This is a genomic window from Allosphingosinicella sp. (genome assembly GCF_036570505.1).
Lineage (GTDB): Bacteria > Pseudomonadota > Alphaproteobacteria > Sphingomonadales > Sphingomonadaceae > Allosphingosinicella.
Window position 1 is genome coordinate 46,092 of sequence record NZ_DATCYB010000052.1, and the last position, 21,929, is coordinate 68,020.

A 21,929-nucleotide genomic window follows, 5' to 3' on the forward strand; every position below is an offset into this window, starting at 1 on the left:
GGAGTTTCGTTGCCCAGGCGGCATGATTTCCGGCGCAGCAGAAGAGGCGAGAATACTTGCGCGAAGATGAAGAGAATCCGATGATCGCTGTCGCAAATGGGAGGAATCCATGTCCCATGATGAACGCATCGACGCCTATATCGCGCGGCAGGCCGACTTCGCCCGCCCTATTCTTCAACATCTTCGAAGGGCGGTCCATGGCGCCTGCCCCGCATGCCAGGAAACGCTCAAATGGAGCGCGCCCGCTTCATGTACAAGGGCGAGCAGCTGGCCATGATGGCGGCTTTCAAGGGCCACGCCACCTTTGGCTTTTGGAAGGGCAGCCTGGTGATGGACGCCATGGGGCAGTTCGGGCGACTGACTTCGGTGGCTGATCTGCCCGACGAGAAGACGCTCCAAACCCTCATCCACAAAGCGATGGACCTCACCGACAAGGGTGTGAAACCGGCGCGCACCAAGCATCCGAAGCCGGACATCGCCATGCCCGACGATCTGCGCGGTGCGCTGGATGCGGACCCGAAGGCGGCCGCGACCTTCGACGGGTTGCCGCTCGGCGCCCAGCGCGATTATCTCGAATGGATCACCGAAGCCAGGCACGTGGAGACCCGCGAGAAGCGGATCGCGCAGGCGGTCAAGTGGTTGGCGGAGGGCAAGAAGCGCCACTGGAAATATGAGACCTGCTGACTTGATCGGAACCGCGCCGGGGACCACATAGATGCTATGCTGATCCAGACCGAACCAACGCCCAATCCGGCGACGCTGAAATTCCTGCCCGGTGAGACCGTGATGACGGGCGGCACGCGCGATTTCGCGACCCCCGAAGAGGCCGAAGCCTCGCCGCTGGCCGAGGCGATCTTCTCGACCGGGGATGTCGAGGGCGTGTTCTTCGGGCGCGACTTCATCTCGGTCACGGCGGCGCCGAGCGTCGAATGGCGCGAATTGAAACCACAGGTGCTGAGCGTATTGCTCGACCACTTCTCCAGCGGTGCACCGCTATTCAAGCCGGGCAGCGCGGGCGGCATCAATATCGCGCCGGCCGAGACGATCACGGAAAATCCCGAGGACGCCGACATTGTCTCCCAAATCAAGGAGCTGATCGAGACGCGCGTTCGCCCGGCGGTCGCCCAGGATGGCGGCGACATCGTCTATCGCGGCTTTCAGAAAGGCACCGTCTATCTCGCCCTGCACGGCGCCTGCTCGGGCTGCCCCTCGTCGACGATGACGCTCAAGCAGGGGATCGAGAGCCTGCTCAAACATTATGTGCCCGAGGTCGAAGCCGTCGAAGCGGTCTAGCCATTCATGCTGCTGGTGATCGAGAGCGCGACGGCGGCCTGCTCGGTCGCGCTGATCGATGGCGAACGGTTGGTGGGCGAGCGGCACGAGGTGGTCGGTCGCGGCCACGCCGAGCGGCTCATCCCGATGATCGAGGAAATGCTGGGCGGACGCCGCCCGCGTGGCATTCTCGTTGATTGCGGGCCGGGCAGCTTTACCGGCGTGCGCGTGGGGCTGGCCGCAGCGCACGGACTGGCGATTGGCTGGGGAATTCCCCTCGCCGGATATTCGTCGCTGGCGCTGATCGCGGCGACCGCGGGCGGCGGCGAAATAGCGGTTGCGCTGGAGGGCGGACATGGGCAGCTTTTCGTCCAAAGCTATGGCCATGACCCGCTTGAGCCACGCGACCCGCTTCGCTCCCTGCCGCCGGCTGAAGCCGCCGCGGTTCTGGCGGCGCCTCATGTGTATGGGTCGGGGGCCGAAGCACTGGTGACGATACGCGGCTTCGGAAAGGCGTTCGACGCCCTCCCCCGCGCGGCCGACGCCCGGTTGCTGCCGGCATCGCTCCGCGATCTTCCTCCGCGCCCTATCTACGGCCGCGCGCCCGACGCCAAGCCGATGCAATGATTCCAGGAGAGATCACCGTCGCCGAGGGCGGGATCCTCGACCTCGATGCGGTGATGAGCGTCATGGACGACAGTTTCGACCCTTCCTACGGCGAGGCGTGGACCGCACCCCAATGCGCCGGACTGATGCCGATGCCGGGGGTGTGGCTGAGCCTGGCGCGGGAGGGGCAGGACGTTGTCGGATTCTCGCTTGCCCGAGTCGTGTCCGACGAAGCGGAGTTGCTTCTGCTCGCAGTAAGAAGAGGCGGGCAGCGGCGCGGCATAGGGCACCTGCTTCTCGATCGTTTCATATCCATCGCCGTGAGCCGGGGTGCTGAAAGGCTGCACCTCGAGGTCCGCGAAGGAAATCATGCCGTTAAGCTATACTCCAGGTCAGGATTCGTCGAAGTCGGACGACGTAAACATTATTATAGCGGACGCGATGGACAGGTCTACGATGCGCTTACGCTGGCGAGACGTGTCACGGTATAATCCGCAATTTCGTACAATGCCTCGAATTTCGCTTGTAAATGACGACGGAAGGCGCGATTTGCCCGCTTAAGGACCAGCAAACCCCGTTCCACATCTTTTCGGAGGCTTGACAGGCTCACCATGGAAAACACCGATAACATGAACGAAACTCTGATCACGTTGACCGCCGACATCGTATCGGCGCATGTCAGCAACAACAGCGTGGCCGTGAACGATCTTCCGACCCTTATCCAGAATGTGCACGGTGCGCTCTTGATCCTTGGCACTCGCGAGGAGGAGCCCGAAGTCAAGCAGGAGCCCGCCGTCTCGGTCCGCTCATCGGTAAAGCCCGATTACATCGTCTGCCTCGAAGACGGCAAAAAGCTCAAGATGCTGAAGCGCCACCTGATGACGCATTACAATATGACCCCGGACGAATATCGCCAGAAGTGGGGTCTCAATGCCGACTATCCGATGGTCGCCCCCAATTACGCCGAGCAGCGCCGCGCCCTGGCCAAGAAGATCGGCCTTGGCACCAAGCGTCGCACGAAGAAGTAAGCCGGCGCGCGGGGACGGCCACGCCCTCCCCACCGCTTTGACCCGGCCGCCATTTTGGCTAAAGCCACGGGTATGACACGTAGGATCGACATCGAAGCGCTCTGCGCGGAAAAAGGCCTTCGGATAACCGAGCAGCGGCGGGTCATTGCCCGCGTGCTTTCGGAATCCGAAGATCATCCCGACGTCGAGAAGCTGCATGAGCGTGCCTCGGCGATCGATGCCGGCATATCGATCGCCACCGTCTACCGCACCGTTCGCCTGTTCGAGGAAGCGGGAATCCTGGAGCGCCATGATTTCGGCGACGGCCGCGCCCGCTATGAAGCGGCTGCCGAAACCCATCACGATCACCTGATCGATGTCGAGACCGGCAATGTCATCGAATTCGTCGACGAGGAGCTGGAAGCGCTGCAGCGCCGGATCGCCGAGAAGCTCGGCTTCCGCCTGGTCGACCACCGCATGGAGCTTTACGGCGTCACGCTCGATCGCGAGAAATAAGCGGCCATCATGCGCCTGACGCTGCGACTGGCCGCCCTCGTCGCGGGCCTGCTTGCCTTGCTTCCCTTTCATTACGCCTGGCGGCTGGCGGGGCGATCGTCTCCCTGGCCCCGGCGCTTCCTGGCCTGGGTGGGGCGCTGCGCCGGACTGAGGGTTCGGGTGACCGGAGATCCGCTGGCGCGTCACGTGCTGTTCGTTTCCAACCATCTGAGCTGGCTCGACATCATGGCGGTGGCCGGCGCGACCGGGGCGGCTTTCGTTTCCAAAGGCGAGGTGGCGCGCTGGCCGGTCATTGGGTGGCTGGCGAGCCTCAACAACACGATCTTCGTGGCGCGAACCGACCGCCGCGCGGTGCAGGGCCAGGCGGACGCGCTGCGCAAGGCGCTGGCCACCGGCCAGCCGGTAGCGCTGTTCCCTGAAGGCACCACGGCGGGCGGGCATGAGGTACTTCCCTTTCGAGCCAGCCTGCTCGCCTCGGTGATGCCGCCGCTTCCGGGCCTCATGGTCCAGCCGATCGCGATCGACTATGGCGCCGCCGCCGAGGAGATCGCCTGGGTCGGCTACGAGCCTGCCAAGGCGAACGCGGGGCGTATATTCTCGCGCAAGGGATCGCTCCCGGTGACCCTCCATTTTCTCGAACCGGTCGATCCGCACGACATGCCGGATCGCAAGGCGCTGGCCGAAGCGGCGCGCGCCGAGATCGTTCAGGCGCTCGGCGCTTCCGCCGGGGAGCGCAACGCACTATATGCCGCGCGATGAACGACCGAGATCCCAAGACCTTCCACGTCAAATCCTTCGGCTGCCAGATGAACGTCTATGACGGCGCCCGCATGGCCGAGCTGCTGGAGACCGAAGGCATGTCCGCCGCCGCGGAGGGTGTGGAGGCCGATCTCGTCGTGCTCAACACCTGCCACATCCGCGAGAAGGCGGCGGAGAAGGTCTATTCGGACATCGGCCGCCTCAAGCGTGACGACGGGTCGCGGCCGATGATCGCCGTCGCCGGTTGCGTCGCCCAGGCCGAAGGCGCCGAGATCCCCCGTCGCGCGCCCAGCGTCGACATCGTCGTCGGCCCGCAGGCCTATCACCGGCTGCCGGAGCTGGTGGCGAAAGCGAAGGCCGGCAAGCGCGCGCTCGACACCGACATGCCCGTGGAATCCAAGTTCGGTGCGCTGCCCGCGCGTCGCAAGCAAGGACCCACGGCCTTCCTCACCGTGCAGGAAGGCTGCGACAAATTCTGCACCTACTGTGTCGTGCCCTATACGCGCGGCGCCGAGGTCTCGCGAAGCTGGGGGATGATTCTCGACGAAGCCAAGGCGCTGGTCGACCGCGGCGCCCGGGAGATCACGCTGCTCGGCCAGAATGTGAACGCCTGGTCCGGCGGGGCCGACAATGGCGAGATTCAGGGTCTGGACGGGCTCGCCCGCGCGCTCGACAGGCTGCCGGGGCTGGAACGTATTCGCTATACGACGAGCCACCCGAACGACATGACCGAAGGCCTGATCCGCGCCCACGGCGAGGTCGAGAAGCTGATGCCCTTCCTCCACCTGCCGGTTCAGTCGGGCAATGACCGCGTCCTGAAGGCGATGAATCGCAGCCACACGACGGCCAGCTATCTCGCCATTATTGAACGGGTGCGCGAGGCGCGGCCGGACATCGCGATCTCCGGCGACTTCATTGTCGGCTTCCCCGGCGAAACCGACGAAGAGTTCGAAGACACGCTGAAAATCGTGACCGAGGTGAACTACGCGCAGGCTTACTCGTTCAAATATTCCGCGCGGCCGGGCACTCCCGCCGCCGATATGGAGGGGCAGGTGCCTTCCGAGGTCATGGACGAAAGACTGCAACGGCTCCAGGCTCTGCTCAATGAGCAACAGCTCACCTTCAATCGCGCCACCGTCGGCAGACGAACCTCGGTGCTGCTGGAGAGGCAAGGCAAGAAACAGGGCCAGTTGATCGGCAAGTCGCCATGGCTGCAATCGGTCCATCTGGAAAGCGACGCCACAATCGGGGATCTCATCGAGGTGGAAATTTTGTCGGCCGGGCCCAACAGCCTGGCCGGAGCTCAAGCGATAAGGAATGCGGCCTGATGGCGCAGAAGAAAGCTGCGGAACCGATTGCCCCCAGGGCGAAGCTCGAGATAGAGTTTCAGGAACCGCATCTGCTCGGCCCGCTGTTCGGCGAGTTCGACCGAAACCTAGTGGCGATCGAAGATCGTCTCGGCGTCTATATAGCGGCGCGTGGCAGCCACGTGCAGATTGAGGGCGAGCCTGAAGCGGCTGCCCGCGCCCGCGATGTGCTGACCGGCCTCTACAATCGGCTTGATCAGGGACAGGACATCGATGCCGGCGCCGTCGAGGCGGTGATCGCCATGTCCGGCCAGCCGACGCTCGATGGGATCATCTCCAACGACGTCGCGGAACCGCCCAAGGTGATGATCCGCACGCGCAAGAAGACGATCGTGCCGCGCTCAAAGACCCAGGCCGTCTACATGGAGGCGCTGGCGCGGGACGAGATGATCTTCGCGCTGGGGCCCGCCGGCACCGGCAAAACCTATCTCGCCGTGGCGCAGGCGGTGCAGCAGCTGATCGGCGGCTCAGTCGATCGTCTCATCCTGTCACGCCCGGCGGTCGAGGCAGGAGAGCGGCTGGGCTTCCTCCCCGGCGACATGAAGGAGAAGGTCGATCCCTATCTCCGCCCTCTCTACGACGCGCTCTACGACATGCTGCCGATGGAGCAGGTGGAACGTCGCATCACCTCGGGCGAGATCGAGATCGCGCCGATCGCGTTCATGCGCGGCCGCACCTTGAACGACGCCTTCATCATCCTCGACGAGGCGCAGAACACGACTCCGCAGCAGATGAAGATGTTCCTGACCCGCTTCGGCATGCGCAGCCGCATGGTCATTTGCGGCGATCCCAAGCAGGTCGACCTCCCCGAGCATGGCAAGTCCGGCCTCGCCGACGCGGTGTCGAAGCTCGAAGGCATTCCCAAGCTCGCCATCGTCCGCTTCGGTCCGGGCGACGTCGTCCGCCACCCGCTCGTCGGCAAGATCGTCGAAGCCTATGAAGGGCCGGCCCAGTGAGCCGCCCCTCCCCCGTCATCCCGGCGAAGGCCGGGATCTCAGGACAAGAAGTCTCGGCGGGTCTCGCGGGGACCCCGGCCTGCGCCGAGGTGACGGTGAAACCATCATGATCCTGGTCGAAGCCGATGCCGGCGGGGAATGGGACAGTCGTATCGACTGGGAAGAGCTTGCCGAGCGCGCGGTGCTTTCGGCCGTGGCTTGCAGCAGCCATGCCTCGCTCAACAATAGCGACCTTGCCATCGAGGTTTCGGTCAAGTTCACCGATGACGATGAAGTGAAGGCGCTGAATGCCGCCTATCGGGGCAAGGACAAGGCGACCAACGTCCTCTCCTTCCCGATGATGGAGCCGGAGCTTCTCGATTCCATCGCCGCAGCCGATGGCGGCGATGTGCTGCTCGGCGACGTCGTGCTTGCTCATGGCATCTGCGCGTCGGAAGCGGCAGAGAAGGGTGTTTCCACCGAAACCCATGCGTCCCATCTCGTGGTTCATGGCACGCTCCACCTGCTCGGCTATGACCATGAAACCAGCGACGAAGACGCCGATGAAATGGAAAGAGTGGAACGCGAGGCGCTTTCGGCTATCGGTATCTCCGATCCTTATGCGGTAACGGAGGTTGAAGCCCACTAAAATGCCCGACGACAGCAGTAGCGACGCCCAGGAGAATGGGCGAAGTTTCTGGAGCGGTCTCAGGACCCTCCTTTTCGGCGAAGAGGGCGAGACGTCGCTCCGCGATCAGATCGAGGAAGCGATCGAGAACCACGAGGGCGAGGTCCCCCGCGTCGGCGACCTGTCGCCGGTCGAGCGGCAGATGCTCCGCAACCTTCTTCATTTCGGCGAAAGCACGGCCGGCGACATCGCGGTGCCGCGCGGTGACATCATCGCGGTGCCGAGCACGATCGACTTCGCCGGTCTGGTTGCCGCCTTTGCCGATGCCGGCCACAGCCGCCTGCCCGTCTTTGAGGAGAGCCTCGATCGAGTGATCGGAATGGTCCATGTGAAGGACGTTTTCACGCGCCAAATGGCTGGCGACACGCCGGAGGACATTCGGCCGCTGATCCGCTCGCCGCTCTTCGTTCCGGAATCGATGGGTGTGCTCGATCTTCTCGCCCGGATGCGTGCGGGCCGCGTGCACCTCGCCATCGTGGTGGATGAGTTTGGGGGCACCGAGGGTATCGTCACTATTGAAGATGTGGTCGAGGAGATCGTCGGCGAGATCGAGGACGAGCATGACGAGGAACCCACCGGCATGCTGATCCCGGTGGAGGACGGCATCTGGGACGCCGACGCCCGCGCCGAACTCGACGAAGTCGCCGAGACGATCGACGCGCGGCTCGGCTATGTCGAGGAGGATGTCGACACCCTGGGCGGCCTCGCCTTCCTGCTCGCCGGCCGCGTGCCGCAGCAGGGCGAGATCGTGGAACATCCGAGCGGCTGGCGACTTGAGGTGACGGACAGCGACGCCCGGCGGGTCAACCGCCTGCGGCTCCACGCTCCAGAGGAGACTGTGCCGGTCAAATAGGAGGTTCGTGATGAGACGCCCCGCTGTGGTGATCGCCTTTTCCCTGCTCGTCTTCGGCTGCGGCGAGACGGCGAAACACGCGGCGATCGAAGGCTATGGGCCCAACCCGGTCCTTCCCGAACCGACCTCGACCCTGTTCCCGACCGTCAACGTCGCCGAGGCGACCGGCTGGCCGGCCGGCGCCGCGCCGACGCCGATGCGGGGCCTTCGCGTCAACGCCTTCGCCTCCGGCCTCGAACATCCGCGCTGGCTCTATGTCCTACCCAATGGCGACGTACTCGTCGCCGAAACCAACAAACCGCCGCCGCCCGAGGGCAAGGAAGGCGGGATCAAGGGTTGGTTCATGAAGATGTTCATGAAGAAGGCCGGCGCCGGCGTGCCGAGCGCCAATCGCATCACTTTGCTCCGCGACGCCAATGGCGACGGCATGGCCGAGGTGAAGACGCCCTTCATCACCGACCTCTATTCACCCTTCGGCATGGCGCTGGTGGGCAGCACGCTCTACGTCGCCAATGCCGACGCGGTGGTGGCTTTTCCCTACACGCCGGGCGCGACGCGGATCGACACGGCGCCGCGCAAGATCGCGGGCCTTCCCGCCGGCCGCAACCACCACTGGACCAAGAGCCTCGTCGCCAATCGGGACGGCTCGCGCCTCTATGTCGGCGTCGGCTCCAACAGCAACATCGCCGATCACGGCATGGACGAGGAGGTGAACCGCGCCGCCATCCTGGAAATCGACCCGGCCACCGGCACCAGCCGCGTCTTCGCCTCGGGCCTCCGCAATCCGGTCGGAATTGACTGGAATCCGGCCAGTGGCGAACTCTGGGCCGCGGTCAATGAGCGCGACGAGATCGGCGGCGACCTGCCGCCCGATTACATGACCAACGTGCGGCCCGGCGGTTTCTATGGGTGGCCGTGGAGCTATTGGGGCCGCCATGTCGACGAACGGGTCGAGCCGGCGCGGCCGGACATGGTTGCCCGGGCAATCCAGCCGGCGTACGCGCTCGGCCCGCACACCGGTTCGCTGGGTCTCACCTTCGCCGACGGCGCGCGGCTCGGACCCTCCTTCGCTAGCGGCGCCTTCGTCGGCCAGCACGGTTCCTGGAACCGCAATCCGCCGAGCGGCTACAAGGTCATCTTCGTGCCCTTCGCCGGGGGCCAGCCGTCGGGGATGCCGGTCGACGTTCTCACCGGCTTCCGCGAAGGTGACGCGGCGATGGGACGGCCGGTCGGCGTGACGATCGCCCGCGACGGCGCGCTGCTCGTCGCCGACGATGTCGGCAATGTCGTCTGGCGGGTGAGTCCGGCCGGGTGAATATCTCACCGAGCGCCCGACAGTGATTTTCGCTAGAGCGCTGAACCCGTCACCCGGACTTGATCCGGGGTCCACCTTGTTCCGTCGTTGACCCGGAAAGAAGGTGGATGCCGGATCAAGTCCGGCATGACGAAATGGTGAAAGAGACCCGCCATGCCGCTTGAACTCTGGCTCGCTTATGTGGCGATCTGCTTCCTTTTCGCCGTCACGCCCGGGCCGGCCGTCCTGCTGACCTCGGGCCAGGCGATCGCGCGGGGCTTTCCGGCGGGCTTCGGCGTCGTGCTCGGCACGCAGCTCGGCAACCTTATCTATTTCGTCATCTCGGCGGCGGGCCTCGGCGCGGTGCTGATGGCGTCGGAGACGGCGTTCTCGGTTCTGAAATATGCCGGCGCCGGCTATCTCATCTATCTGGGGCTTCGCACGATCAGGAACGCCAGGGCGGCTGCGCTGCCTCAGGAAACAGAACGGGTTCCGGTGTGGCGCCACCCCTTCATGCAGGGGCTCCTCAATCAGCTCGCCAACCCCAAGTCGATCCTGTTCTGGGGCGCCATGTTCCCGCAGTTCGTCAACTTCCGCGCCGACAATGTCGCGGTCCAGTTCGCGCTCCTCGCCGGGACCGGCATCACCGTCGACATCATCGTCCTCTCCACCTACGCCGGAGTGGCGGCACGTGGCGGGCGGCTCATGGCGACGGGCCCCCTCGCCGTCTGGCGCGAGCGCATCTCGGGCGCGGCGCTGGTGATCGTCGGCAGCGCCCTTTCACTGGTGAAGCGCACCGTCTGAAATCCGCCCGCGAAGCGGGCATCCTCCTTTTTCTTCTCCGCGTCTCTGCGCCTCTGCGCGAAAAAAAGGCAGGATTACGCGCAGAGACGCAAAGACGCAGAGGCGCAGAGGAAGGGAGGCTTTATTGCCTCACTCCATTGGGCCTACTAAGACCGCTCTCCATGGCCACGACGATTGACGAATTGGAAGCAAGGCGCGCCGAGGCGCGGTTGGGTGGGGGCGAGAAGCGCATCGCGGCGCAGCATGCCAAGGGCAGGCTGACGGCGCGGGAGCGGCTGCAGGTGCTGCTCGATGAAGGCTCGTTCGAAGAGTATGACATGTTCGTCGAGCATAATTGCGCCGACTTCGGCATGGAGAGCCAGAAATTCCCCGGCGACGGCGTCGTCACCGGCTCCGGCACCATCAACGGCCGCCTCGTCTATGTCTTCGCGCAGGACTTCACCGTCTTCGGCGGCTCGCTCTCCGAGCGGCACGCGCAGAAGATCTGCAAGGTGATGGACATGGCGATGAAGGTCGGCGCGCCCGTCATCGGCCTCAACGACAGCGGCGGCGCGCGCATCCAGGAGGGCGTCGCCAGTCTCGGCGGCTATGCCGAGGTGTTCCAGAGGAACGTCCTGGCCTCGGGCGTCATCCCGCAGTTGAGCCTCATCATGGGCCCCTGCGCGGGCGGCGCGGTCTATTCGCCGGCGATGACCGACTTCATTTTCATGGTGAAGGATTCGTCCTACATGTTCGTGACCGGCCCGGACGTGGTGAAGACCGTCACCAACGAGGTCGTCACGCAGGACGAACTGGGCGGCGCCGTCACCCACACCACCAAGTCGGGCGTCGCCGACGTCGCCTTCGAGAACGATATCGAGGCTCTGCTAGCCACCCGCGACTTCTTCGATTTCCTGCCGCTCTCCAACCGCCACGACCTGCCGACGCGGCCGACGACCGATCCGTGGGACCGGCATGAGGACAGCCTCGACACCCTGATCCCGGACAGCTCGAACAAGCCCTACGATATGCACGAGCTGATCCGGAAGACGGTCGACGAGGGCGATTTCTTCGAGGTCCAGCCCGCCCACGCCGCCAACATCATCTGCGGCTTCGGCCGGATCGAGGGCCGCACGATCGGCATCGTCGCCAACCAGCCGATGGTGCTCGCCGGCGTGCTCGACATCGCCAGCTCGAAAAAGGCGGCGCGCTTCGTCCGCTTCTGCGACGCCTTCGATATTCCGATCATCACCTTCGTCGACGTCCCCGGCTTCCTTCCCGGCGTCGCGCAGGAGCATAATGGCATCATCAAGAACGGCGCCAAATTGCTCTTCGCTTATGCCGAGGCGACCGTGCCCAAGATCACCGTCATCACCCGCAAGGCCTATGGCGGCGCCTACGACGTCATGGCGAGCAAACACCTCCGCGGCGATCTGAACTACGCCTGGCCCTCGGCCGAGATCGCCGTGATGGGCGCCAAGGGCGCGGTCGAGATCATCTTCCGAAAGGACATAGGCGACCCCGAAAAGATCGCCGCCCGCACCGCCGAATATGAAGCGCAGTTCGCCAACCCGTTCGTGGCGGCGAGCAAAGGCTTCATCGACGAGGTCATCATGCCGCACTCCACGCGACGCCGGATAGCGCTGGGCCTACGGAAGCTGCGCGACAAGCAGCTCGAGAACCCTTGGAAAAAGCATGACAACATTCCGCTTTAGCTAGCATGATGAAGGATATAGCCCTCTTCGCGCTCGTCGCGTTCTACTGCATAATCGCCTTGGTTTCGCTGCCTACGATTATCTGGGTATGGCAGACTGCGCTGCGTGCGCGTCCAGAGTCGCAGGACAGAATGGTTGGAAAGTTGGCCGCAGTGGTTGCGACGATCCTCATGCTGGTTGGTGCGATGTCTCTTACGATGCTCGTGACAGACGGAATGTGCAGCATCGATCCCGATATCGAACAATGTGAGGAATAGTGATGAAGCTCGGTCGCCTGAACCATGTCGGGGTCGCCACCCTGGCCACCGAGGTGACGCCGTGAAGTTGTGCGCTCGGTGGCCGCTGCTCGTCAGCATCGGCGCCGTCATGCTCGTGGCGGGATGCAACCCGACGTCCGATGAGAGCGCGAACCAAGTCATCTCTTCGAACGAGCCTTCGGATGGAAATATCGCTTCCACGCAACACGCCGTTCGGGCGCTCCCCGTGTCCGAGCAGCGTGCGCTCGCCTTCGCGACGGCGTTTGGAGGGGAGGGGAGCCCCGTCGTCGAAGTCGAAGGTGAACGGCTGCGCTATTCACCGGGGAGGCTCGTCTGGATCGGGGACCGGGCGGTGCTGCTCAGCCCCGGAGAGAATCTGGACAAGTGTCACGCCTGCACGGGGGCGCTGGCGATCCATTATCTGGAGCCGGCGGAAGAGGGCTTTCGCGTCACCGGGACCTGGCCGGCTCTGGTCCAGGGTTCGGGCTATGGCGAGCCGCCGTCCGACTGGAGCCTGTCGGGCGAGTTCGCCGAATATCCCGCCGTCGTCGAGGAAGGTGGCTATACGGCGCAGGGCTGCACCTCGGGTGGCGTGACTTTGACCGAGCTGCGCCCGGAGCGGCCGGTCCAGTCCGGCCTTATCCGCACAATCTATTCCAACCAGAGCGGCTTCGGCGCCAACAATGGCGCCGAGATCGACGGCGAGATCGTCAACATAAACAAGGGCGTTTCGTTTGACGTGACCTATTCGGGATCGCGCGCCTTCACCGAAACCTGGGTCCGCCGCGGCGACACATTCCAGCTTCGCGGCGGCGAGACGAGGATGCCGCAATGCTAGGCCGCTCTCATCGTCATGCCGGACTTGATCCGGCATCCACCTTTGTTTCTGGGAGTCAGACAAGTGAAGATGAACCCCGGATCAAGTCCGGGGTGACGGATGAGGTCGCCAGCCGATCGCTCGATCAGAGCATCGCGCTCTTTTGAAGACGGCCAGACGCGTGACGACATTCGCCTCTCAGGAGCTACTCGTCGGGCTGATTGGCGTTGTCTTGCTGCCAGTGATCGCCCTCAGGATTCTACGCGGTGCGCGCGATGGGCGGCTTCCGCTCTATCGCGCGTCCATCGACCGGCAGGATGGACGGGCGAAGTTCAACGTCCTACTCGCGCTTCACGTCCTGAGCTTCGTCCTGGTCGCCGGCATATCGGCGGACCTCCTGTTCAACCTCGGCTTCCGGAGCAACTGATGGAATTGGGCCGCCTGAACCATGTCGGGATCGCCACCCCATCGATCGAGAAGAGCGTCGCGCTCTATCGCGACATGCTGGGCGCGACCAAGATCCACGAGCCGTTCGACCTGCCGCCGCAGGGGGTGCGGGTGTGCTTCGTCGATACCCCCAACAGCCAGATCGAGCTGATCGAGCCGCTGGGAGAGAATTCGCCGCTGCACGGCTTCCTGGCGAAGAACCCGGGCGGCGGGCAGCATCATGTCTGCTTCGAGGTGCCGGACATCCACGCCGCCAAGGCCGAGATGGAGGCGAAGGGCGCCAAGGTGCTGGGCGAGCCGCGCATCGGCGCGCACGGCACGCCCGTCATCTTCGTGCATCCCAGGGATATGGGCGGCGTTCTGGTGGAGTTGATGGAGACGCCGAAAGAGGCGCATTGAAGCCATTCGTCATGCCGGACTTGATCTTGCATCCATCTTCCATTTGGGAGGCAGGCGAGAGAAGGTGGACCCCGGATCAAGTCCGGGGTGACGTGTGCAGATAGGTTGCTTGGGCCCCTTCCGCCTCGAACGGATATTTTTGAGATGAGTGACAAGAAACCCACCCCGGCCGATTGGCAGGCCCTCGCTTCCAAGGAAGTGAAAGGCCGAGACCTCACCTGGCAGACGCCCGAGGGCATCGCCGTGAAGTCGCTCTACACGGCCGAGGACACGCGCGAGATCGACCCCGGCCTTCCCGGTTTCGCGCCCTTCACGCGCGGGCCCTATGCGTCCATGTACACCGGCCGGCCCTGGACGATCCGCCAATATGCCGGCTTCTCGACCGCCGAGGAATCGAACGCCTTCTACCGCCGCAACCTCGCCGCCGGGCAGCATGGCGTCTCGGTCGCCTTCGATCTCGCCACCCACAGGGGCTATGACAGCGACCATCCGCGCGTCACCGGCGACGTCGGCAAGGCGGGCGTCGCGATCGACACGGTCGAGGACATGAAGATCCTGTTCGACGGCATTCCCTTGGGCGAAATGTCCGTCTCGATGACGATGAACGGCGCGGTACTGCCCGTGCTCGCCTTCTACATCGTCGCCGCGGAGGAGCAGGGCGTTTCGCAGGACCGGCTTTCGGGCACGATCCAGAACGACATCCTGAAGGAGTTCGCGGTCCGCAACACCTATATCTATCCGCCCGAACCCTCGATGCGGATCGTCGCCGACATCATCGGCTACACCTCGCGCCACATGCCGCGATTCAACTCGATCTCGATCAGCGGCTATCATATGCAGGAAGCCGGCGCGACGGCTGTGCAGGAACTCGCCTTCACCCTCGCCGACGGCATGGAATATGTGCGCGTGGCGAAGGCGACGGGGCTGGACGTGGACGCCTTCGCGCCGCGCCTCAGCTTCTTCTTCGCGATCGGCATGAACTTCTTCATGGAAGTCGCGAAGCTGCGCGCCGCGCGGATGTTGTGGCACCGAATCATGGAGGGGTTCGAGGCGAAGAACCCCAAGTCGAAGATGCTCAGGACGCATTGCCAGACGTCGGGCGTCAGCCTCACCGAGCAGGATCCCTATAACAATATCATCCGCACCACCGTGGAAGCGATGGCGGCCGTCCTCGGCGGGACGCAGTCGCTCCACACCAACAGCTTCGACGAGGCGATCGCGCTGCCGACGGACTTTTCGGCCCGCATCGCCCGCAACACCCAGCTCGTCATCGCCGAGGAGACCGGCATCACCAACGTCGTCGATCCGCTGGGCGGCTCTTATTATGTCGAGGCGCTGACCCAGGAGCTGGCCGACAAGGCCTGGGCGTTGATCGAGGAAGTCGAGGCGATGGGCGGCATGACGGCCGCGGTCGCCGAAGGCATGCCCAAGCGCCGCATCGAGGAAGCCTCGGCCGCCCGCGCTGCCCGCGCCGATCGCGGAGAGGATGTGATCGTCGGCGTCAACCGCTACCGCCTCAAAAACGAGTCCCCGCTCGACATATTGGAAGTCGACAACGCCAGGGTCCGCGCCGGCCAGATCGCACGCATCGAGAAGGCCCGGGGCAGCCGGGACGAGACCGCAGCCAAGGCCGCGATCGACGCGCTGCGCGAGGGCGCCAAGGGAGATGCCAACCTCCTCGCCCTCTCCGTCGAGGCCGCGCGGGCGCGCTGCACCCTGGGCGAAATCTCCGCCGCGCTGGAGGATGTGTTCGGCCGCTACGATACCGTGCCGGAGCCGGTGAGCGGCATCTATGGCGGCGCCTATGCGGGCGATCCGCGATGGGGCCAGGCCGAACGGGGCGTGGAGGCCGTCGGCCGCCGCCTCGGCCGCAAGCCCCGCCTGCTCGTCGCCAAGATGGGTCAGGACGGCCACGACCGCGGCGCCAACCTCGTCGCCTCCGCCTTCGCCGATCTCGGCTTCGAGGTCGTCCCGGGCCCGCTGTTCCAGACGCCCGAGGAAAGCGCAAGGATGGCCGTGGAAAGGCAAGTCGACGTGGTCGGCGCCTCCAGCCTCGCCGCGGGGCACAAGACTCTGGTGCCCGAGCTGATCGGCCACCTCCGCGACATGGGCCGCGCCGACATCAAGGTCGTCGTCGGCGGCGTCATCCCGGCCCAGGATTACGACATGCTCCGAGAGGCTGGCGTTCAGGCCATCTTCGGCCCCGGCACCAACCTGGTCGAAGCGGCCGGCGAAGTGCTGAAGCTGCTCGGTCACAATCTCCCCCCGATCGAGGAAGCCGCTGAATGAATTTGTGCAAGGAAAATGGGTCGTTCCGGATGGATTGGACACGGGCGGAGATAGCCGCGCTATTCGACCGTCCCTTCCTCGACCTCCTCTTCGAGGCACAACAGGTCCACCGTGCCCGCCACGCGGCGAACGAGGTCCAGCTCTCCACCCTGCTGTCGATCAAGACCGGCGGCTGCGCGGAGGATTGCGGCTATTGCAGCCAGTCGGCCTTCGCCAAGTCGGGCCTCAAGGCCGAGAAGCTGATGGAAGTGGAGACGGTCCTCACCGCCGCCCGCGAAGCAAAGGCGGCGGGATCGGGCCGCTTCTGCATGGGCGCGGCCTGGCGCGAGCCCAAGGACCGCGACATGGACGCGGTCTGCGCGATGGTGGCGGGGGTGAAGGCGATGGGCCTCGAAACCTGCATGACCTTGGGCATGCTGAGTGACGAGCAGGCCGCCCGCCTGGCCCATGCCGGGCTCGATTATTACAACCACAATGTCGACACCTCGCCCGAATATTATGGCGAGGTCATCACCACCCGCACCTATCAGGAGCGGCTTGACACGCTGGACCGCGTCCGCGCGGCGGGCATGTCGGTCTGCTCAGGCGGCATCGTCGGCATGGGCGAGAGCCGCGAAGACCGTATCGGCTTCCTCCACACCCTCGCGACCCTGCCCGCGCATCCGGAAAGCGTGCCGATCAACGCCCTCGTGCCGATCCAGGGCACGAGCCTCGGCGACCGGCTGATCGCCGAGCAGAATGTCAAGATCGACGACATCGAGTTCGTCCGCACCGTCGCCGTCGCCCGCATCGCCATGCCGCGCTCGATGGTCCGCCTCTCCGCCGGCCGCGAGAGCATGAGCGAGGCGACCCAGGCCCTCTGCTTCCTAGCCGGCGCCAACAGCATCTTCACCGGCGACAAACTCCTCACCACTGGCAATGCGGGTACGAGCGCTGATGCGGCTTTGTTTGCGAAACTCGGTCTTCGCCCTATGACCAGCGAGGAACCGGCCCGCGTCGCGGCCGAATAAGCAGGGCCGAATGTTCAAGAAGATCCTGATCGCCAATCGCGGAGAGATTGCCTGCCGCGTCATTCGCACGGCGCAAAAGATGGGCATCAAGACAGTCGCCGTTTATTCTGACGCCGATGCGCGGGCGCCGCATGTGAAGCTGGCCGATGAGGCGGTGCGGCTAGGCCCGCCGCCGGCGGCCGAAAGCTACCTCAAGGCCGAGCTGATCATCGACGCCTGCAAGGCGACGGGCGCGGAGGCGGTGCATCCCGGCTACGGCTTCCTGTCCGAGCGGGAGAGCTTCGCCCAGGCACTGGCCAAGAACAAGATCGCGTTCATCGGACCTCCGCCCAAGGCGATCGCGGCGATGGGCGACAAGATCGAGTCCAAGAAGCTGGCGCAGGCGGCGCGCGTGTCGGTAGTGCCGGGCTTCATCGGCGAGATCAGGGACACCGATCACGCGGTCGAGATCGCGGGCGGCATCGGCTATCCGGTGATGATGAAGGCCTCGGCCGGCGGTGGCGGCAAGGGGATGCGGCTCGCTTATTCCGAGAAGGACGTGCGCGAGACGTTCGAGAGCGTGAAGCGCGAGGGGCTTTCCAGCTTCGGCGACGACCGCGTCTTCATCGAGAAGTTCGTCGAAGGCCCGCGCCATATCGAAATTCAGCTGCTCGGCGATCAGCACGGCAACATGGTCTATCTCGGTGAACGAGAATGCTCAGTCCAGCGCCGCCACCAGAAGGTGGTCGAGGAGGCGCCGTCGCCCTTCGTCACGCCCGAGATGCGCAAGGCAATGGGCGAGCAGGCCGTCGCGTTGGCGCAGGCCGTCGGCTATTTCTCGGCGGGCACCGTCGAGTTCATCGCCGGGGCGGACCGACGCTTCTACTTCCTGGAGATGAACACGCGGCTCCAGGTCGAGCATCCCGTCACCGAGATGGTGACCAACCTCGACCTGGTCGAGCAGATGATCCGGGTCGCCGCCGGCGAAAAGCTCGCACTCACCCAGGATGATGTGAGTCTCACCGGCTGGGCGATCGAGAACCGCGTCTATGCAGAAGACCCCTATCGCGGTTTCCTGCCTTCGACCGGTCGCCTGGTCCGCTATCGTCCGCCGGCCGAAAGCCACACCGAAAAGGCCTGCGTCCGCGTCGACGACGGCGTCGTCGAGGGCGGCGAGGTCAGTATGTTCTACGATCCGATGATCGCCAAATTGATCACGTGGGGTGTGGACCGCGAGACCGCGATCGACGCGCAGATTGAAGCACTCGACAGCTTCGTCCTCGACGGCATCGGCCACAATATCGACTTCCTGTCCGCGCTGATGCAGCACCCGCGCTTCCGGGAAGGCCGCCTCACCACCGGTTTCATCGCCGAGGAATATCCCGAGGGCTTCACCGGCGCCCCGGCCGACGAGGAGCTAAGGCATAAGCTGGCGGCGCTCGGCGCGCTGATCGCCACCGCCGAGGCGACCCGGGCTCGCAATATCGACGGCCAGCTTGGTGAGCCGCTCGACCCGCCCGCGCACTGGACCGCGCGTATCGACGGGCAGGATTTCGAGGTCTCGGTCAATGGCGAGGGCATTACCGTCGATGGCCAGCCCATGACCCTGGACCTCGGCTACACGCCCGGCCAGCGCGTCGTCGAAGCGCTGATCGACGGCGACCCGCTGACCGTCCAGGTCGAGCGCAAGGGTTCGTCCTGGCTTTTCACGACCCGCGGCGCCCGCCACGCGGTGCGGCTCCTCGATCCTGTCACGGCAAAGCTCGCCGCCCACATGATCGAGAAGACCCCACCCGACCTCTCCAGATTTCTGCTCTGCCCGATGCCGGGGCTGCTCACCGCCCTCCATGTCGGCGAGGGCGACAAGGTCGAGGCCGGGCAACCCCTCGCCGTCGTCGAGGCGATGAAGATGGAGAATATCCTCCGCGCCGAGAAGGCCGGGGTGGTGAAGACGGTCGAGGCCCAGCCCGGCGACAGCCTCGCGGTGGATGCCGTAATATTGGAGTTCGAGGGCAGCTAGCCCGCCGGCTCTGAAGCGACTATGAGCCCGCTCCCTCCCAAGGAGCGAGCCATGTCTGTTCTCCCGCGCTCGCGCCTCAAGCCCGCGATCGTCTTCATCTTCGTGACCGCCGTGCTCGACATCATGGCGATGGGCGTGGTCATCCCGGTGCTCCCCGCGCTCGTCGAGGAGTTCACCGGGTCGAATGCCAAGGCCGGCATCTATAACGGCCTGTTCGTCACGCTCTGGGCGGGGATGCAGTTCATCTTCTCGCCGGTGATCGGATCGCTGTCGGACCGTTACGGACGACGGCCGGTGATCCTCATCTCCACCGCCGGCCTCGCCGCCGATTTCGCGCTGATGGCGCTCGCCCCCGAACCTGTGGTGGCTGGCGGTGGGGCGCATCCTCGGCGGGATAACCTCGTCCAGCTTCACGACCGTATTCGCCTATATGGCGGACATCACCCCGCCCGAGGGCCGCGCCCGCGCCTATGGCCTGATCGGCGCCGCGTTCAGCGCCGGCTTCATCGCCGGTCCGCTTGTCGGCGGCGTGCTCGGCGAATGGGGTCCGCGCGTTCCCTTCTGGGCGGCGGCGGCGCTCAGCGCGCTGGCCTTTTTCTATGGCCTCTTCGTGCTGCCGGAATCCTTGAGGCCGGAGAATCGCATGGATTTTTCATGGCGACGGGCCAATCCTTTCGGGGCGCTGAAGCTGCTTCGATCCCATCCCGAACTGACCGGCCTCTCGGCGGTGAACTTCCTCCTCTATTTCGCCCACCACGTCTTCTCGGCCGTGTTCGTGCTCTATGCCGCCTATCGCTATGGTTGGAGCGCCTGGGAGGTCGGGCTGGTGCTGGCGCTGGCCGGCGCGCTCGACATGCTGGTCCAGGGCGTGCTTGTCGGGCCGCTCGTCAAGATGTGGGGCGACCGCAAGACGATGATCTTCGGCCTCGCCGGGGGAGCCGCGGGCTTGGCCGCGATGGGCCTCGCCCCCACCGGCCTGGCCTTCGCGATCGCGATCGTGCCCAATGCCCTGTGGGGTTTCGCCATGCCGACCTTGCAGTCGCTGATGACGCGGCGGGTATCGGAATCGGAGCAGGGCCAGTTGCAGGGCGCCAACATGAGCGTCGCCAGCATCGCCGGCATCGCCTCGCCGCTCTTCTTCGGTTTCGTCTATTCGCTGTCGGTCGGCCCGGAGCCGCCTTTTCCGCATGCCGGCATATCCTTCTTCATCGCCGCCGTGATTCTGCTCGGCGCGGCCCTGATCGGCCGTGAGGGCGGGCGCCGCGTGTCGGTCGAGGCGGAATAGACTCTTCGCGCGCGGTCAGCTCGGCATCAGCACCGCGTCGACGACGTGGACGACGCCGTTGGATTGAATCCCGTCCGGCTGGATCACGCGCGCCTGCCCGCCCTTGGCGTCGGTCACGACCAGGCCGCCGCCCGCGCTGGTCAGGGTCAAATTGCCGCCCGCCAGGGTCGCCAGCATCGCCTTGCCGTTCGCGGCCTCCACGGCGCGGGCGAGATCGGCCGCGGTCACGACGCCGGGGACGACATGATAGGTGAGGATCGAGGTCAGCTGGGCCTTCTGCTCCGGCTTCATCAGGTTCTCGGCGGTGCCGGCCGGAAGCTTCTCGAATGCTCCGTTGGCCGGTGCGAAGATGGTGTAGGGACCCGGACCCGCGAGCGTCGCCTCCAGCCCGGCTGCCCGCAGGGCGCCCACCAGCGTCGAATGATCCGCCGAACCGGCAAGGGCCTGGGCGATGGTCGCCTCCGGCGTCGCTTCGCCCGGCGCCGTGCCCGCGGCATTGCCGGTCGTGGCGGGGCCCGCCGCATTCTGTTCCGCGCGGTCCTCGGTTCCGCATCCGGCCAATGCGGCCGTGGCCACCGCGATCGCCAGAAAGCTCTTTCGAATAGCCATTCAGGCACTCCCTTCGCTGTTGCCGGCAATTACGCACGAGCGACCGTGCCGGTTGCGTCACGAAAACGAGGAAAGGGGGCCGCTCCCGTTTGGAACAGCCCCTTCCATTGTCGCGGACCGTGATCAGATCATGGCAGAGATGACGTTCTCGATCATTCCGGACCGGGCATCCGCCTGGTAAATGTTCCCGTCATTGTAGCGATAGATATAGTCGTCATTGTCGACATACTGATCGCGATACTGGAACGGGAGGTTATAGGCGTCGTAGCCTGTCGGCAGCGGCTGGCCGATATTGAGATCGCCCGCCAAGAGCGCCACGATCGCCTCGATCATTCCGGTCGCCGGATCGACCTGGAAGATGCCGCCGTCGCCATAGCGATAATAGGCATCGTCCGTGTCGTAATAATAATCCCGATACGGATAGGGCACGTTGTAGGCGTCGTAGCCGATCGGCATCAGCTGTCCGACCGCGAAGCCGCCGCCGAGCAGCGGGATAACGTCGGCGATCATGTTCGAGCCGGAATTGACCCGATAGATATAGCCGTCGTCATAGCGATAATAGCTGTACGGCGTGTCGTAATAGATGTCCTGATACCGGTAGGGCACATTGTAGCGGCGGCCCCAGGCCGGCGCCCAGGCGGGAGGAGCCGACCGTCCGATCGGATAGAAGTCGCTGGCCGAATAGAAATAGGCCGGCTCGACGTTCCGGTAGAGATAGCGATAGTCGTAATCGTCCCAGTCGTAGCTGGCACGGCGATAGCGGCGCGCCTGCCGGGCATAATAACGCTCCCGGTCGAGCCAGCGTTCGCGGGAGGCAAGACGCCGCTGGAAAGCGCGACGCTCCTGCCACCTGTCGCGCGCCAGCCGGCGCTGCCACTGACGGCCCTCCTGAGCGCGTTCACGGGCGGCGAAACGGCGCTCGCGACGATCCTGCAAGCGTTCGCGCGCGGCGTGGCGCTGCCGTACATCCTGACGCCGCTCGCGGGCGGCGAGGCGCCGCTGTCGTTCGCGGCGATCCTGAC

At 65.1% G+C, this 21,929-nt stretch carries 23 protein-coding genes and 2 pseudogenes; 23 read left to right on the forward strand and 2 right to left on the reverse strand.

Annotation, left to right across the window (positions count from 1 at the left end):
- The first annotated feature begins 231 nt into the window (after positions 1 to 231).
- The 23 genes and pseudogenes from VIR62_RS05540 (at position 232) to VIR62_RS05650 (ending at position 20,298) form a co-directional block, all read left to right on the forward strand.
- Positions 232 to 684, forward strand: coding sequence for a YdeI/OmpD-associated family protein (locus tag VIR62_RS05540; RefSeq protein WP_431869392.1), 453 nt, complete (start codon positions 232 to 234; stop codon positions 682 to 684).
- A gap of 36 nt (positions 685 to 720) precedes the next feature.
- Positions 721 to 1,293, forward strand: a complete 573-nt coding sequence (locus VIR62_RS05545) for a NifU family protein (RefSeq protein WP_431869394.1) — start codon at positions 721 to 723, stop codon at positions 1,291 to 1,293.
- 6 nt (positions 1,294 to 1,299) lie between these two features.
- Positions 1,300 to 1,899, forward strand: a complete 600-nt coding sequence (gene tsaB, locus VIR62_RS05550) for a tRNA (adenosine(37)-N6)-threonylcarbamoyltransferase complex dimerization subunit type 1 TsaB (protein WP_431869395.1) — start codon at positions 1,300 to 1,302, stop codon at positions 1,897 to 1,899.
- The gene (gene rimI, locus VIR62_RS05555) at positions 1,896 to 2,369 is read left to right on the forward strand and encodes a ribosomal protein S18-alanine N-acetyltransferase (protein ID WP_431869397.1); all 474 of its coding nucleotides are present in this window, start codon (positions 1,896 to 1,898) and stop codon (positions 2,367 to 2,369) included. The genes tsaB and rimI overlap by 4 nt, the downstream gene beginning before the upstream one ends.
- Positions 2,370 to 2,507: 138 nt before the next feature.
- The gene (locus VIR62_RS05560; protein WP_431869399.1) at positions 2,508 to 2,906 is read left to right on the forward strand and encodes a MucR family transcriptional regulator; all 399 of its coding nucleotides are present in this window, start codon (positions 2,508 to 2,510) and stop codon (positions 2,904 to 2,906) included.
- A 72-nt stretch (positions 2,907 to 2,978) separates the two neighbouring features.
- Positions 2,979 to 3,401, forward strand: a complete 423-nt coding sequence (locus VIR62_RS05565; protein ID WP_431869401.1) for a Fur family transcriptional regulator — start codon at positions 2,979 to 2,981, stop codon at positions 3,399 to 3,401.
- Between the two features lie 9 nt (positions 3,402 to 3,410).
- Complete coding sequence (locus VIR62_RS05570; protein ID WP_431869403.1) at positions 3,411 to 4,160, forward strand: lysophospholipid acyltransferase family protein; 750 nt, start codon at positions 3,411 to 3,413, stop codon at positions 4,158 to 4,160.
- Positions 4,145 to 5,488 (forward strand): tRNA (N6-isopentenyl adenosine(37)-C2)-methylthiotransferase MiaB, encoded by a 1,344-nt coding sequence (gene miaB / locus VIR62_RS05575; protein WP_431869433.1) that lies wholly within the window; start codon positions 4,145 to 4,147, stop codon positions 5,486 to 5,488. Before VIR62_RS05570 ends, miaB begins: the two co-directional genes overlap by 16 nt.
- Positions 5,488 to 6,483: a PhoH family protein gene (locus VIR62_RS05580; RefSeq protein WP_431869404.1), complete on the forward strand. Its 996-nt coding sequence runs from the start codon at positions 5,488 to 5,490 to the stop codon at positions 6,481 to 6,483. The genes miaB and VIR62_RS05580 overlap by 1 nt, the downstream gene beginning before the upstream one ends.
- A gap of 106 nt (positions 6,484 to 6,589) precedes the next feature.
- Positions 6,590 to 7,111 (forward strand): rRNA maturation RNase YbeY, encoded by a 522-nt coding sequence (gene ybeY, locus VIR62_RS05585; RefSeq protein ID WP_431869406.1) that lies wholly within the window; start codon positions 6,590 to 6,592, stop codon positions 7,109 to 7,111.
- A 1-nt stretch (position 7,112) separates the two neighbouring features.
- On the forward strand, positions 7,113 to 8,003 hold the full coding sequence (locus VIR62_RS05590; RefSeq protein WP_431869408.1) for a hemolysin family protein: 891 nt from the start codon (positions 7,113 to 7,115) through the stop codon (positions 8,001 to 8,003).
- 10 nt (positions 8,004 to 8,013) lie between these two features.
- Positions 8,014 to 9,318 (forward strand): PQQ-dependent sugar dehydrogenase, encoded by a 1,305-nt coding sequence (locus VIR62_RS05595; RefSeq protein WP_431869410.1) that lies wholly within the window; start codon positions 8,014 to 8,016, stop codon positions 9,316 to 9,318.
- 153 nt (positions 9,319 to 9,471) lie between these two features.
- On the forward strand, positions 9,472 to 10,101 hold the full coding sequence (locus tag VIR62_RS05600) for a LysE family translocator (protein WP_431869412.1): 630 nt from the start codon (positions 9,472 to 9,474) through the stop codon (positions 10,099 to 10,101).
- A 161-nt stretch (positions 10,102 to 10,262) separates the two neighbouring features.
- Positions 10,263 to 11,795, forward strand: coding sequence for an acyl-CoA carboxylase subunit beta (locus tag VIR62_RS05605; RefSeq protein WP_431869414.1), 1,533 nt, complete (start codon positions 10,263 to 10,265; stop codon positions 11,793 to 11,795).
- Between the two features lie 8 nt (positions 11,796 to 11,803).
- Positions 11,804 to 12,052 (forward strand): hypothetical protein, encoded by a 249-nt coding sequence (locus VIR62_RS05610; RefSeq protein ID WP_431869416.1) that lies wholly within the window; start codon positions 11,804 to 11,806, stop codon positions 12,050 to 12,052.
- A gap of 226 nt (positions 12,053 to 12,278) precedes the next feature.
- The gene (locus VIR62_RS05615) at positions 12,279 to 12,890 is read left to right on the forward strand and encodes a hypothetical protein (RefSeq protein ID WP_431869418.1); all 612 of its coding nucleotides are present in this window, start codon (positions 12,279 to 12,281) and stop codon (positions 12,888 to 12,890) included.
- A gap of 160 nt (positions 12,891 to 13,050) precedes the next feature.
- Positions 13,051 to 13,296, forward strand: coding sequence for a hypothetical protein (locus tag VIR62_RS05620; RefSeq protein ID WP_431869420.1), 246 nt, complete (start codon positions 13,051 to 13,053; stop codon positions 13,294 to 13,296).
- Positions 13,296 to 13,715, forward strand: a complete 420-nt coding sequence (gene mce, locus VIR62_RS05625; protein ID WP_431869422.1) for a methylmalonyl-CoA epimerase — start codon at positions 13,296 to 13,298, stop codon at positions 13,713 to 13,715. The genes VIR62_RS05620 and mce overlap by 1 nt, the downstream gene beginning before the upstream one ends.
- A 144-nt stretch (positions 13,716 to 13,859) precedes the next feature.
- A complete protein-coding gene (gene scpA, locus VIR62_RS05630) occupies positions 13,860 to 16,004 on the forward strand; it encodes a methylmalonyl-CoA mutase (RefSeq protein WP_431869423.1) in 2,145 nt (714 codons plus the stop codon).
- Positions 16,001 to 17,014, forward strand: coding sequence for a biotin synthase BioB (gene bioB, locus VIR62_RS05635; RefSeq protein ID WP_431869425.1), 1,014 nt, complete (start codon positions 16,001 to 16,003; stop codon positions 17,012 to 17,014). Before scpA ends, bioB begins: the two co-directional genes overlap by 4 nt.
- 10 nt (positions 17,015 to 17,024) lie before the next feature.
- On the forward strand, positions 17,025 to 19,013 hold the full coding sequence (locus VIR62_RS05640; RefSeq protein WP_431869427.1) for an acetyl-CoA carboxylase biotin carboxylase subunit: 1,989 nt from the start codon (positions 17,025 to 17,027) through the stop codon (positions 19,011 to 19,013).
- A 129-nt stretch (positions 19,014 to 19,142) separates the two neighbouring features.
- A pseudogene (locus VIR62_RS05645) lies at positions 19,143 to 19,301 on the forward strand (tetracycline resistance MFS efflux pump); the annotation flags it as partial.
- 85 nt (positions 19,302 to 19,386) lie between these two features.
- Positions 19,387 to 20,298: an MFS transporter gene (locus VIR62_RS05650; RefSeq protein WP_431869429.1), complete on the forward strand. Its 912-nt coding sequence runs from the start codon at positions 19,387 to 19,389 to the stop codon at positions 20,296 to 20,298.
- Between the two features lie 15 nt (positions 20,299 to 20,313).
- Here VIR62_RS05650 and VIR62_RS05655 read toward each other — a convergent pair whose 3' ends face one another.
- Both VIR62_RS05655 and VIR62_RS05660 read right to left on the reverse strand, forming a co-directional pair.
- Positions 20,314 to 20,907 (reverse strand): fasciclin domain-containing protein, encoded by a 594-nt coding sequence (locus VIR62_RS05655; RefSeq protein WP_431869430.1) that lies wholly within the window; start codon positions 20,905 to 20,907, stop codon positions 20,314 to 20,316.
- Positions 20,908 to 21,030: 123 nt separating this feature from the next.
- Positions 21,031 to 21,929 (reverse strand): annotated as a pseudogene (locus tag VIR62_RS05660) (hypothetical protein); the annotation flags it as partial.